This window comes from Xenorhabdus sp. PB61.4 (genome assembly GCF_963894935.1).
Classification (GTDB): Bacteria; Pseudomonadota; Gammaproteobacteria; order Enterobacterales; family Enterobacteriaceae; genus Xenorhabdus; species Xenorhabdus stockiae.
Genome location: NZ_CAWQJR010000184.1, coordinates 1 through 14,087, shown reverse-complemented (window position 1 = coordinate 14,087; position 14,087 = coordinate 1). Strand labels below are relative to the sequence as shown.

10 protein-coding genes are annotated in these 14,087 nt (G+C 45.4%); 6 read left to right on the top strand and 4 right to left on the bottom strand.

Annotated elements, in window-relative coordinates:
- Positions 1-87: 87 nt before the first annotated feature.
- The 6 genes from rbfA (at position 88) to AACX68_RS15150 (ending at position 7,481) form a co-directional block, all read left to right on the top strand.
- Positions 88-498: a 30S ribosome-binding factor RbfA gene (gene rbfA, locus AACX68_RS15175; RefSeq protein WP_099109403.1), complete on the top strand. Its 411-nt coding sequence runs from the start codon at positions 88-90 to the stop codon at positions 496-498.
- Complete coding sequence (truB, locus tag AACX68_RS15170) at positions 498-1,457, top strand: tRNA pseudouridine(55) synthase TruB (RefSeq protein WP_228858079.1); 960 nt, start codon at positions 498-500, stop codon at positions 1,455-1,457. The genes rbfA and truB overlap by 1 nt, the downstream gene beginning before the upstream one ends.
- 124 nt (positions 1,458-1,581) lie before the next feature.
- Complete coding sequence (rpsO, locus tag AACX68_RS15165; protein WP_099109405.1) at positions 1,582-1,851, top strand: 30S ribosomal protein S15; 270 nt, start codon at positions 1,582-1,584, stop codon at positions 1,849-1,851.
- A 299-nt stretch (positions 1,852-2,150) separates the two neighbouring features.
- Positions 2,151-4,292, top strand: coding sequence for a polyribonucleotide nucleotidyltransferase (gene pnp, locus AACX68_RS15160; protein WP_228858078.1), 2,142 nt, complete (start codon positions 2,151-2,153; stop codon positions 4,290-4,292).
- Between the two features lie 184 nt (positions 4,293-4,476).
- Entirely contained in the window at positions 4,477-5,364 is an 888-nt protein-coding gene (gene nlpI, locus AACX68_RS15155; RefSeq protein WP_228858077.1) for a lipoprotein NlpI, read from the top strand.
- Positions 5,365-5,534: 170 nt separating this feature from the next.
- Complete coding sequence (locus AACX68_RS15150; RefSeq protein ID WP_228858076.1) at positions 5,535-7,481, top strand: DEAD/DEAH family ATP-dependent RNA helicase; 1,947 nt, start codon at positions 5,535-5,537, stop codon at positions 7,479-7,481.
- A 101-nt stretch (positions 7,482-7,582) separates the two neighbouring features.
- On the opposite strand, the gene AACX68_RS15145 is transcribed toward AACX68_RS15150, so the two are convergent.
- The 4 genes from AACX68_RS15145 to AACX68_RS15130 all read right to left on the bottom strand — a co-directional run bounded on the left by AACX68_RS15145 (position 7,583) and on the right by AACX68_RS15130 (position 13,785).
- On the bottom strand, positions 7,583-7,963 hold the full coding sequence (locus AACX68_RS15145; RefSeq protein ID WP_228858075.1) for a hypothetical protein: 381 nt from the start codon (positions 7,961-7,963) through the stop codon (positions 7,583-7,585).
- A gap of 186 nt (positions 7,964-8,149) precedes the next feature.
- Positions 8,150-8,869, bottom strand: coding sequence for a two-component system response regulator BtsR (gene btsR, locus AACX68_RS15140; RefSeq protein ID WP_228858074.1), 720 nt, complete (start codon positions 8,867-8,869; stop codon positions 8,150-8,152).
- Between the two features lie 2 nt (positions 8,870-8,871).
- Positions 8,872-10,569 (bottom strand): sensor histidine kinase, encoded by a 1,698-nt coding sequence (locus AACX68_RS15135; RefSeq protein WP_228858073.1) that lies wholly within the window; start codon positions 10,567-10,569, stop codon positions 8,872-8,874.
- Between the two features lie 162 nt (positions 10,570-10,731).
- Positions 10,732-13,785 (bottom strand): inverse autotransporter beta domain-containing protein, encoded by a 3,054-nt coding sequence (locus AACX68_RS15130; protein ID WP_228858072.1) that lies wholly within the window; start codon positions 13,783-13,785, stop codon positions 10,732-10,734.
- Between the last annotated feature and the right edge of the window lie 302 nt (positions 13,786-14,087).

The window sequence follows — 14,087 nt, the reverse complement described above, 5'->3', positions numbered from 1 at the left end:
ATTAGGGACAACCTGAATAAAACAGGGTATATACACATTCCATTCTTGGGGGGCTTCATGCCCCCCAAAATGTCAGGAGATAAAACAATGGCAAGAGAATTCAGTCGTACTCAGCGCGTTGCTCAGGAAATGCAAAAAGAGATTGCCATCATTTTACAGCGTGAAATGAAAGATCCCCGCATCGGTATGGCAACTGTTTCAGGTGTTGAGGTTTCCCGCGATCTGGCTTATGCCAAAGTATTTGTAACTTTTCTGAATGCATTAGTGGACGGACACGATTCAGAGAAAGTTAACCTAGGTATCAAAGCATTGAATGAAGCTTCCGGTTTTATTCGTTCACTGCTGGGTAAGGCGATGCGTTTGCGTGTTATTCCTGAACTGACGTTTTCTTACGACAGTTCTTTGATTGAAGGGATGCGCATGTCAAATCTGGTTACCAACGTCGTGAAAAGTGACGAACAGCGTCGTGCTTCTACGGATCACAACGAGGAAAAATAATGGGGCGTCGTCGTAGGGGTCGTGCGATACACGGCGTACTGCTGCTGGATAAGCCGCAGGATATTTCCTCCAATGATGCTTTACAGAAAGTAAGGCGGGTCTTTAATGCCAGTAAAGCGGGCCATACTGGTGCGCTAGACCCGCTGGCAACGGGAATGCTGCCAATTTGTCTTGGTGAAGCGACTAAATTTTCCCAGTTTTTGTTGGATTCAGATAAACGTTATCGGGTCATTGCCCGTCTGGGGCAGCGCACTGATACTTCCGATTCACACGGTAAAATTATTAGTGAACGTGAAGTTCAGGTGACTTCCTCTCAGCTTGATGCAGCACTGGAAACATTCCGTGGGGATACCATGCAGGTTCCTTCTATGTACTCTGCATTGAAGCATCAGGGAAAACCGCTGTATGAATATGCCCGTCAGGGTATTGAAGTTGAGCGGGAAGCTCGCCCGATTACTGTTTATGAATTACAGTTCATTCGCTGGGAAGGTGATGAGCTGGAGCTGGAAATTCATTGTTCCAAAGGAACCTATATCCGCACCATTATTGATGATTTGGGTGAATTACTGGGCTGTGGTGCTCATGTTATTTATCTGCGCCGTTTGCAGGTAGCTAATTACCCTAATCACCGCATGGTGACACTGGAACAGCTCTATGAGTTAAAAGAACAGGCTGAAGAACAGCAGATTGAAGCAGGAGAATTGCTCGATCCATTATTATTACCGATGGATACCGCTGTTATGCATTTTCCGGTTATTCAGTTGTCATCTGTTGTTGCTGCTTATTTTAAGCAAGGCCAGCCGGTTCGCAGCCAACATAGCCTGCCATCTGGCGAATGGGTGCGGGTTAATGAAGGTGATGAAAATAAATTCATCGGCATTGCTGTTATTGATGATGATGGCCTGGTAGCTCCGCGTCGGCTGGTTGTAGAAACCACCGAAGATGGTGAAATGCATTAAAAGTAGCATTTATGGGGTTATCTTGCGCTTCATCTATTTGCAGCGTAGAATAATGCGCCTATATATGGGTGGCTGAATTAGAGATCGGCACTCATCATTTTTAAACTATATTTGGAGTTATACTATGTCTCTAAGTACTGAAGCAAAAGCGCAGATTATTGCTGATTTTGGCCGTGGCGCTAACGACAGTGGTTCCAGCGAAGTTCAGATTGCCCTGCTGACTGCACAAATCAACCATCTGCAAGGTCACTTTGCAGAGCACAAAAAAGATCACCACAGCCGTCGTGGTCTGCTGCGTATGGTTGCACAGCGTCGTAAACTGCTGAACTACCTGAAGCGTAAAGATCTGGCATCTTACACCACGCTGATCGAGCGTCTGGGACTGCGTCGCTAATCGATGAGTTTCAGTGGAAAGGGGCCTATCTGGCCCCTTTTCTTCTAGAAAATGGAGATTAAGAAATCTTAAGATTCATTTTTTAACTAGTTGAACCTCTTCAGTTACAGTGACTCGCGCGGCTAATGAGAGTACTTAAAAAGACATTTCCGAAAGATTTCAGGTTACACCGCAACTATTAACGCTGTTACTTGAAAGGTAAAGGGCTAAGTACTGTCATTAGTCGTGAGGGTGTAGCGAAGAGAACATCCATTGTTGCTGATATTTAAACGTAGCAACACAAACGAAGGAATATTATTTTGCTGAATCCGATTGTTCGTAAATTCCAGTATGGTCAGCACACTGTGACCATCGAAACCGGCATGATGGCTCGTCAAGCGACAGCCGCTGTTATGGTTAATATGGATGACACCGCGGTATTTGTTACCGTTGTTGGTCAGAAAAAAGTGAAACCAGGTCAGGATTTCTTCCCACTGACTGTTAACTATCAAGAACGTACTTATGCGGCTGGCCGTATTCCAGGAAGTTTTTTCCGTCGTGAAGGCCGTCCGGGTGAAGGCGAGACTCTCGTTGCCCGTCTGATCGACCGTCCACTGCGTCCTCTGTTCCCAGAAGGTTTCCTGAACGAAGTTCAAATCATCGCAACCGTTGTTTCCGTAAACCCACAGGTTAACCCGGATATCGTTGCTATGCTCGGTTCTTCCGCAGTATTGGCACTGTCTGGCATTCCGTTCAATGGCCCGATTGGTGCAGCGCGTGTTGGTTATATCAATGACCAGTATGTACTGAACCCAACCAGCGATGAACTGAAAAACAGCCGTCTGGATTTGGTTGTTGCAGGTACAAATAACGCTGTACTGATGGTTGAATCCGAAGCGGAACTGCTGACAGAAGAACAAATGTTGGGTGCGGTTGTATTCGGTCATGAGCAACAACAGATTGTGATTGATAACATCAACGCACTGGTTGCTGAAGCAGGTAAAGAGAAGTGGAACTGGTCACCAGAGCCAGTTAACCAGTCTCTGCATGAGCGTGTCGCTGAGCTGGCAGAAAGCCGTCTGGGTGATGCTTACCGTATCACTGAGAAACAAGATCGTTATGCTCAGGTTGATGCTATCAAAGAAGAAGTAGCTGCAATCATTCTGGCAGAAGCCGCAGAAAAAGATCTGGAGCTGGAAGAGTCAGAAGTTCTTGACGTACTGGCTGTTCTGGAGAAAAACGTTGTTCGTAGCCGTGTTCTGCGTGGTGAGCCACGTATTGATGGCCGTGAAAAAGATATGGTTCGTGCACTGGATGTTCGCACTGGCGTCTTGCCACGTACTCATGGCTCATCTCTGTTCACCCGTGGTGAAACTCAGGCGCTGGTTGCAGCAACTCTGGGTACTGAGCGTGATGCACAGGTTATCGATGAACTGATGGGTGAGCGTACAGACCGCTTCCTGTTCCACTACAACTTCCCTCCATACTCTGTAGGTGAAACTGGTATGGTTGGTTCACCAAAACGTCGTGAAATTGGTCACGGTCGTTTGGCGAAGCGTGGTGTTCTGGCAGTAATGCCTAGCATTAATGAATTCCCGTATACCGTGCGTGTCGTTTCTGAAATTACTGAATCCAATGGTTCTTCTTCTATGGCTTCCGTCTGTGGTGCTTCACTGGCACTGATGGATGCAGGCGTGCCGATTAAAGCCGCAGTTGCTGGTATCGCTATGGGTCTGGTGAAAGAAGGTGAAAACTTTGTGGTTCTGTCTGACATTCTGGGTGATGAAGATCATCTGGGCGACATGGACTTTAAAGTTGCGGGTAGCCGCGATGGTATCAGCGCATTGCAGATGGATATCAAAATTGAAGGTATTACCCGTGAAATCATGCAGATTGCTCTGAATCAGGCTAAAGGTGCCCGTTTGCACATCCTGAGCGTGATGGAACAGGCTATCCAAAGCCCACGTAATGATATCTCTGAATTTGCACCACGTATTCACACCATTAAGATCAATCCGGACAAGATCAAAGATGTGATTGGTAAAGGTGGTTCAGTTATCCGTGCACTGACAGAAGAAACCGGTACAACCATCGAGATCGAAGATGATGGTACTGTGAAGATCGCAGCAACTGACGGCGATAAAGCTCGTCATGCTATCAGCCGTATCGAAGAGATCACTGCTGAGGTTGAAGTTGGCCGCATTTATGCTGGTAAAGTGACTCGTATTGTTGACTTCGGTGCATTCGTTGCTATCGGTGGCGGTAAAGAAGGTCTGGTACATATTTCTCAGATCGCTGACAAGCGTGTAGAGAAAGTGACTGACTATTTGCAGCTGGGTCAGGAAGTTCCGGTTAAGGTACTGGAAATCGATCGTCAGGGTCGTATCCGCCTGAGCATGAAAGAAGCTGTGGCTAATACTGCTGCTGAAGCACCACAATTACCGGAATCATCAGCAGAATAAGTTTGACGTAATGAACTGCGTCCTGTAAAAAGGGCGCGGCTTACCCTGATATATTTCTGCTCACCTCTGGTAGGTGGGCTGAAAAATAAAAGGTAAGCCAATTTTTCTGGCAGGATGCCAGAAATAAACAATGTGGGTGGAGCAACAGGGCATTCTGATTAATGTCTGACTTCGGGAGTAGGAAATGAATTCTTTTCTGCGCTGGTGTTACGTTGCAGCTATTTTTCTCCTTGTGGGATGTGGTGGCAGCACAGGGTGGCGTAAAAATGAAGTTTTTGCTATTCCACTTCAACCGACATTGCAACAAGAGGTTATTCTGGCACGCATGGAACAAATACTTGCGAGCCGTTCTCTCAAGGAAGATGAGTACGCACAGCTTTTATATGAAAGAGGTGTGCTGTATGATAGCCTTGGGCTGAGGGCATTGGCACAGAATGATTTTTCAGTGGCTTTGTCTATCCGTCCTGATATTCCTGAAGTTTTTAACTATTTAGGGATTTATTTTACGCAGGCAGGCAATTTTGATGCTGCCTATGAAGCGTTTGATTCTGTTTTAGAGCTTGATCCAACTTACAACTACGCGCGAATGAATCGCGGCATCGCATTGTACTACGGCGGCCGTTATCGTTTAGCGCAGGATGATCTGCAGGCGTTTTATCAAGACGATCCAAATGATCCCTTCCGTTCGTTGTGGTTGTACCTTGTGGAAGAGAAACTCGATCCCAAGGTTGCAATAACTAGTTTGTCAAATCGTTTTGACAAAGCGAACCGGGGGCTATGGGGCTGGAATATCGTTGAATTCTATTTAGGTAAAATCAGTGAAAAAACACTGATGGAACGCCTGAAGCAGGATTCGACAGATAACACTTCGCTCGCTGAGCATCTCAGTGAAACTGACTTCTATTTAGGTAAACATTACCTAAGTCTGGGGGATGAGGATAGCGCGGTTGCGTTATTCAAGCTGACGGTAGCTAACAATGTCCATAACTTTGTTGAGCACCGCTATGCATTGTTGGAATTGGCGCTGCTAGGCCAAAGACAAGATGACTTATCGGAATCGAACCAACAATAGCTGACGAACATTTTCACGACAGATTTTTAAGTCCACATCTTAAGGGGTGGGGGCTTGTTTGTTCGTTTAATAACATAATTTGAGCCAGTTCACATTTTAAATGAAAATGACAGAAATTCTTTTCACTGTGTTATGTAGACTGGCCGCCACGATTAATGAGGCACCATTACATGACCACTGAGACTGAAATCTCTTTTGCTGATTTAGGGTTATCAGCACCTATTCTTTCTGCGTTGCAAGACATGGGCTATGAGAAGCCTTCTCCAATTCAACAGCAATGCATTCCTCACCTGTTAAATGGTCGTGACGTGCTGGGTATGGCACAGACTGGTAGTGGTAAAACTGCGGCATTTAGCTTACCTCTACTGCATAATATTGATGCTGAGCTTAGAGCTCCACAGATCCTTGTGTTAGCACCGACCCGTGAACTGGCGGTACAGGTTGCTGAAGCATGTTCAGATTTTTCTAAACACATGCGCAGTGTGAATGTTGTCGCACTTTATGGTGGACAGCGTTATGACGTTCAGCTGCGTGCTTTGCGTCAGGGGCCACAAGTTGTTGTAGGTACACCGGGTCGTCTGCTGGATCACCTGAAGCGTGGTACGCTGGATCTGTCCAACCTGAAAGGTCTGGTACTGGACGAAGCTGACGAAATGCTGCGTATGGGCTTTATCGAAGATGTTGAAAACATCATGAGCCAGATCCCGGCAGAACATCAGACTGCTCTGTTCTCAGCAACTATGCCTGAAGCGATTCGTCGTATTACTCGTCGTTTCATGAAGGAGCCACAGGAAGTTCGTATCCAGTCCAGCGTAACCAACCGTCCGGATATCAGCCAGAGCTACTGGTCTGTTTACGGTGGTGTACGTAAAAACGAAGCACTGGTACGTTTCCTTGAAGCAGAAGATTTTGATGCAGCGATTATTTTCGTACGTACCAAGAATGCAACTCTGGAAGTGGCAGAAACTCTTGAGCGTAACGGCTATAACTCTGCGGCACTGAACGGTGACATGAATCAGGCTCTGCGTGAACAGACTCTGGAGCGTCTGAAGAATGGTCGTCTGGATATTCTGATCGCGACTGACGTTGCTGCTCGTGGTCTGGACGTTGACCGTATTAGCCTGGTTGTTAACTACGACATCCCAATGGATGCGGAGTCTTATGTACACCGTATCGGTCGTACAGGCCGTGCTGGCCGTGCAGGTCGCGCGCTGCTGTTTGTTGAAAACCGCGAACGTCGTCTGCTGCGTAACATTGAACGCACAATGAAGCTGACAATTCCAGAAGTAGAACTGCCGAATGCAGAACTGCTGAGCCAGCGCCGTCTGGAGAAGTTTGCTGGTAACGTTCAGCAACAACTGGAAAGCAGCGATCTGGATCAATACCGTGCTCTGCTGTCTAAGCTGGGTACCGGTGAAGAACTGGATATGGAAACACTGGCAGCAGCACTGCTGAAAATGGCACAGGGTGAACGCCCACTGATCCTGCCACCAGATCCTGTCCGTCGTCCTCGTCGTGAATTCAATGATCGTGATGACCGTCGTCGTAATGGTAATAGCTTCGGTGAGCGTGATCGTGGCGACAGAGGTGACAGAGGCGACCGTGGTGATCGTCCTCGTCGTGAGCGTCGTGATGTTGGCGATATGGAACTGTACCGTATTGAAGTGGGCCGTGATGATGGTGTTGAAGTTCGCCACATTGTTGGTGCGATTGCTAACGAAGGTGATATCAGCAGCCGTTACATCGGTAACATCAAACTGTTCGCAACTCACTCTACCATTGAGCTGCCAAAAGGAATGCCGGGAGACCTGCTGTCACACTTCACTCGTACCCGTATCCTGAACAAGCCACTGAATATGCAGCTGCTAGGTGATGCACAGCCATTTGAACGTCGTGAGCGTCGTGGTGGTGGTCGTAACGGCGGTAATGGTGGTAACGGCGGTAACGGTGCACGTCGTGATCGTGACGGTTTTAGCAACGGCAACGGTGGTGGTCGTCGCTTTAATAACAATGAACGTCGTGGTGGCGGTGAGCGCGGTTCTTTCCGTGGCCGTGGCAATGACGATTTCAACGGTGGTCAGCGTCGCCGCCAGCAACCAAGCAATGGTAACGTGTAATACGCCATTGAGTGTTGCTTTGTGTTAGTGGTAACACACTGAAATATTGATAGAAAGAGGCCCTTTCTTCTTACTGGAGAAAGGGCTTTTCTTTTTTCAGGCTATTTCCGGCCCAGAATATCTTTAACTTCCGCATCTGAAAGTAAGCACTCACCTTGATGGATAATCATTTTTTGGATAATTGCTCTGGAGACAACGTAAGTGATTTCCAGTAATACACGTTCTTCTACGGAGCAAAGGCCACCTTCGGATTGTTCCAATGGATGAATAAGTAGCCGATGTCTGCGCCCAATAAATCTCTCAATAAATCCCATCAGACCATGTTGTTTAAACAACGAATCCAATTGCAGCTTTGCATCATAGAAATCCCCAACCAATAAGCGGGAAGTGCTGAAGTTTCCTGTAATACTCAGTTCTTTTTGATTATTGAGATTTTTCAGGGTCATTTGATTGGTTTTAATTTTCAGGTAGAGATCGACCATACATATCCTTATTTTATTTTGGCTTATACACTTCGTCTTTCAAGTTGCCTCTTTGTTGGCTGCGCTCACCACCCCAGTCACCGTTTTTATAAACATACGGTTATCTATGCTCCCGAGGAGGATTTCCCTTGCCGCCGCACTGCATTTTGAAATCCATTGTGTATAGATAGGGTACAGACAAAGTGATTAATTCAATCCCAGTTCTTCTTTGAGCGGCTTTAAATAACGGCGGCTGACGGGAATGCGTGCATCGTTACGTAAAACTAGTTCCGCGTGACCGTTTTCCCCGAAAACAATTTCCCGCAGATGGGTCATATTGACCAGATACTGACGATGGCAGCGGGTCAGGGGAGTGCGGGTTTCCAGTGTACGCAGAGTTAATTCCGTAAAGCCTTCTTGCCCGTTGGTGTTCATTACATAGACACCACTCATGCGTGAGGTGATGTATAACACTTCATCCAGTTGCATCAGCCATATCCGGCTGTGTCCTGTGCAGGGGATATATTTCAGCTGCTCATTTTCTGGCTGTAAGTCTGCCAGATGCTGCTTTTGATAGCCTGAACGCAGTCGCTGTAATGTTTTGCTCAACCGCTCTTTTTCCAGCGGCTTTAGCAGATAATCAAAGGCGTGTTCCTCAAATGCTTGTATCGCATATTCATCAAAAGCAGTGAGAAAAACGATATAGGGGCGATGCTCCGGGTCGAGCATACCTACCATTTCCAGCCCGGTAATGCGGGGCATCTGAATATCAAGGAAAACCACATCCGGTTTCAGGCGATGAATAGTACCAATTGCTTCTACTGCATTGGCACATTCACCAATGATTTGAATATCCGTTTCTTCTGCCAGCAGGCAGCGTAGATTTTCGCGAGCCAGTGGCTCATCATCAACAATCAATACATTCATATTTACGCTTTCTTATCAGCTTCTTCTTCCAGTGGTAAACACAAAATGACACGGGTAAACTCTTCCGGCTGGCAATCAACACGGACACCATAGTGCTCACCGTAGCGAAGTCGCAGCCGTTTATCTACCAGACTCATCCCAAGCCCATCCCCTAATTTTTGTGGGCAATACAGCCCTGCATTATCTTCAATTTCAACCAATAACAAATTAGTTTGCTGGTAGGCTCTAATCGTAATTCTTCCTGTATCCAGTAACTGTGATGTGCCATGTTTAATTGCATTTTCGACCATCGGTTGCAGGGAAAATGCGGGTAATCTGGCGTAGCGCAGTGATTCCGGAATATCTATAGTTATCTGGAGACGCTCACAGAAGCGCGCTTTCTCAATCTGTAAGTAAGCATTCACATGCTCTATCTCATTTTGCAGCGTGGCAATGTCTTCCGGACGTTTCAGATTTTTGCGGAAAAATGTTGAAAGGTACTGTACGAGCTGGCCTGCCTGTTGGCTATCACGCCGTATTACGGCCTGCAATGTATTCAGGGCATTAAATAAAAAGTGAGGATTTACTTGCGCGTGAAGCAGCTTCACTTCTGATTGCAGCAAAGATTGTTTATTCCGTTCATACTGTCCTGCAAGGATTTGGGCTGAAAGCAGGCTGGCAATCCCTTCTCCTAACGTCCGGTTGATTGAACTGAATAAGCGATTTTTGGCTTCGTACAATTTGATTGTGCCGATGACTTGCTGATTCTCACCCCGCAGAGGAATAACCAATGCTGAACCCAGCTTACAAGTGGGATTTAGAGAGCAACAATAAGGGATTTCATTGCCATCGGCATAGACGACCTCATTATTGGCTATTGCGCGATGTGATTGCTCGGAAGCAATGGGAGTGCCCGGCAGATGATGGTCTGAACCAATCCCAATAAACGCCAGTAACTTATCCCGATCTGTAATTGCTACAGCACCGATTTCTAGTTCCTGATAGATGACTTTTGCCACACGCATACTGTTAATTTCATTAAATCCCTTCAGTAATATCCCTTCGGTACACACCGCAATTTTCAAAGCCTGAGCAGAAAAGGCGCTGGTATATTTTTCAAAGATAGCCCGCCTGTCCAGCAGGATACGGATAAACATGGCAGCGCCGATACTGTTAGCGATGATCATCGGAGCGGCAATATTTTTTACTAACTGGAGTGCTTCACTGAAAGGGTTAGTAAACAGCAAAATAATTCCCATTTGGGCACATTCTGCAAAAAAAGTCACAATAGCCGCAGTCCATAAATTCAGTAACTTATTGATCCTGCCGCGCTTCATTAAATAAATATGGACAAGGCCGCCAAGTACACCTTCTATGATTGTTGATACCATACAGCTGAATGCGGTCATGCCACCCAGAGAATAGCGATGTAATCCCCCGGTGAATCCGACCATTGCCCCAACAGTCGGCCCACCAAGTAAACCGCCGAGTACAGCACCGATAGCGCGGGTATTGGCGATAGAATCATTCACATTCAGGCCAAAATAGGTTCCCATCACGCAGAAGATGGAAAAGATGACATAACACATCAGCTTATGAGGTAAGCGAACACTCACTTGCAGTAAAGGGATGAACAGCGGTGTTTTACTCAACAGCCAGGCAATCACCAGATAAATACACATCTGCTGGAGAAGTAATAACACGAGGTTAAATTCATACATGTTTTTTCACAGTGGATTTGATAATTATAAATTTATTTATAATTATCAAAGTTTGAATTTAACATCGTCAATAGAATAGCGGGAATTAACGTAGTTTTGGACGGGAAGAAAGTAATCCGCCCTGAGCAGGGCGGATTTTTAATCAGGAAATGAGCAGAAGGATTATATACAGATAACGTAATCGGTCACTGTTTCGTTGATAACATGCGCTGTTCCGTCATCAATATTGACGGCAAAATGGGCATTTTTACCGTCTCCATCTATTCCTGGTGTTGAAGAACGATAAGAACGGAATTGTGGCCATCCGTACAGATCATGCATTTCATTCTTCTGGTGGATTTGGTACAGGTTAAGCAGATCTTCTTTTGTCGGTAATTCTTTATGTATTTTATGGCAATACCACACGGATCCCTGATAAATACGGCGCGGCCAGTGTTCACCATTTTCGGTGTATGTAGTCATTCCTTTCATCCCCATAGCATTCAGTTCTGCTTGTAGAAGAGGTCGGCTAAAGACACGTCCATTCGCCCCTGTTGCTGTATCGGCCATATGTCCCCAGAAATTTGCATATTGAGAATCAGGGCTGGTTGCAACGGTAAAGATGACATGCTCAGTTTGCGGTGCTGAAACGCCATATCCTGCTACTTGTAACGTTGTTTTGACACCCAGACCATGTGGATCAGTGAGGGGAAGGGATAATGTGCCATTATCACCAGTGACTCCCTGATAGTGACCGGCATTATCATTGACCTGTAGTGTCACTGCCTGATGAATGTTCTGACGATTCAGTGCCTCAGTGGATTTTATCTCTACCGGCACATTTCTTACGGGTTGACCGTGATTGAATGTCTGCACACTCAGAGTGATTGTTTCGCCTTTTTTAGCTTTGCCAGTATTGACGGTGACTTTCAGATTATCTGCAATGCCCTTGATTTTGCCACCTTCTGTACCGCCATAGGTATAATTACCCTGCTCCTGGCCCATACTGGTATCAATCGTTTTTGTGTTTCCGGTAATATTAAGCCCATTTTGTGCCTGAACAACGAGAGCTTTGACTCTGCCTGCATCTTCCAGTGTCAGTGTATAAGCGGGGATTTTACCTGATTCAGTAATTGTTGAGCCTTTAGTAATATCAACATTTCCTTTATCTCCCCACACATAGCGTGATTTGTCTGTACTTTCTCCATTGTTGGCATTGAAGGTATAGGTCGCTTTAAGAGTATGGCCCATTTCCAGTCGGCCTGACATTCTGACATCTTTAATGATGGGTTTATCAGGATGGAAGAACGTGATCTCTATTGGTGTGAAATTCAGCTTTTTGAATTTAGCGGTTACTGTCAGTACACCTATTTTTTCGCCAGCAGTGAGTAATGCTTCATAGGTGCCCGGTTGAGTTTCTTTGATTTTTCCAATCGTCGGTGCTTCACCTGCTCCACTTAATTCGCTGCTGACGAATTTGAGATCTTCGGCAGAATCAGGAATCGGGTTGCCATTACCATCTTTTAGCACCAATTTAAGAATGGTGCTGGAATGACCATCAGCGGAAAGCTCGTGATCTCTTGCTGTGAATGTCGATTTATTAACACTTGCCTCTGCTTGTAGCACCTGAATCTGAGTCTCTGCCCGTTTGGAAGCATTATCGTGTTCATCATAAGCAATCGCGCTTATGGTATAAGCATTGTTACCACTATGGTGATATTTAGGTAGTGTCAGCAGGTAGAGTTTGTCGCTCTGGCGTTCAATTTTACCCCCATTGGCGAGCAGGTTTGCTGCTTCCCACTGAATTGTTTTCAATCCATATTTGCTGTTTACGCTAATATGAATCGGTTTTATTTCACCGGCATGACCGGAAATCAGGCTATCTAATGTCAGGCGGATAACTTCACGTTTACGGTATTCCAGAACGATTTGGTTATTACGATCAACGAGATCATAGCGACTACCCTGTAGAGTATGACTGAAACCAACGGCATCAGGATTAATCTGTTTTGACCACGGAGTACCGATTTCATAATTCATTTCTAAATTGAACTGCGTATCTCCATTGCCGGACATATCCTGTTTGCGGTCGATACCAAAAGTCAGTAGTGGGATAGGGGTATAGTTAATGCCTGCGGTAAACGCAGCCGGGTTTTTTCCGCGGTGATCTTTATTAATTAATCCGACTTCATTACCAAAATATTGTTCATATACCAGCTTACCACCAAGCTGCGGCAGAGCGGGGATATAACCCTGTGCTCTCAGATCGAACCCATTAGCAGGACGCTCATCATAATCTTTCAGGAAGCGTGATTCTCTCCAGTTACTTAAACGTAAATAGCCGTTCATACCCAGTTTCAGATAATTGCGAGTATATTCTGCACCGAGGCCAAACCGGGTATTATTTCCGGTAAAATCGTGATCCAGAAAAGCGTTGTAGCCCAACATCCAGCTATCAAAAAACTGTCGTTGCCCGACACCGAAATTAATGGTGTTGCGTTTATCAATACGGCGCAGGCCAAACTGAGTAAAATTTATTTTACTCTCGCTATCATACAGAGGCAGCAACATATCGAGCTGACTGCCATCCAGATGACCACGTCGATCAATATTAGCCTGTACCCGCGCTGTACCATAATGCCCCAGCCAATTCTGGAGTTGTTGATTGGCTTTGCCTACAGCCAGATTACTTAACTGATTTATTGCACTGTTACCTACGTTATCGCTGCTCAGTATTTCTCCGATGCGAGTGGCGGAATTTGCCAGAGCGTTGCTAGTATCATCGGTTTGGGGGGATCGCTCTGATTCAACTTGCCCTGATTCCATCTGTCCTGATTCAATCGGCCTTGATACGAATTGTGCTGATGAAAAATAATTGAATGGTAAATACTTATTAGGGCGAGGTTTGGGTACGTTAATTTCATCACCTGCACTAAGTTCTGAAAATGGCTTATTGGAGGCGTATAACTGATTTATTTCTTTGAGTTGATCAATCGTGAAACTATAGCGTTTAGCAATTGTGTAAATAGTTTCTCCTGGCTTCAGAATATAAGATTCTGTCGGTATTGCTATCAAAGGAGCATATTGAGAAGTCGTCAGTGTTTCAGCCATGGCGATAGTGGGAGCGAATGCGCCAGCCAGTGGAAACGAAAACTGGGCGATAATGTTTACCCAGGCTACTCGTTTCAGCATGGTTTGCTGATTTTTTACCCACGGCTCATCAAATTTTTTATACATAAATATTAGACCTGTAACAGTAAAAGCGTCAGGTGATGACGGTATAAAAGAATGGCAAAGCGATATTACCTTATTTAAGGCATCACAAATGAGTTAGCAAAAATTCTACTAACCAATTAACGCACGGATTATTTATCTGGCATATATAATATATGTGGTTTTTTATTCCAACATAAATTTATTTTTTGGTCAACACCACTTTCTATATTAGCCGTTTAAAATAAAAAAAGAGAGCCAGAAATAGAATAATTAAGAGGTAATTTATACCTGTTTTATTATTTTGCAACACTATGATTTTATAG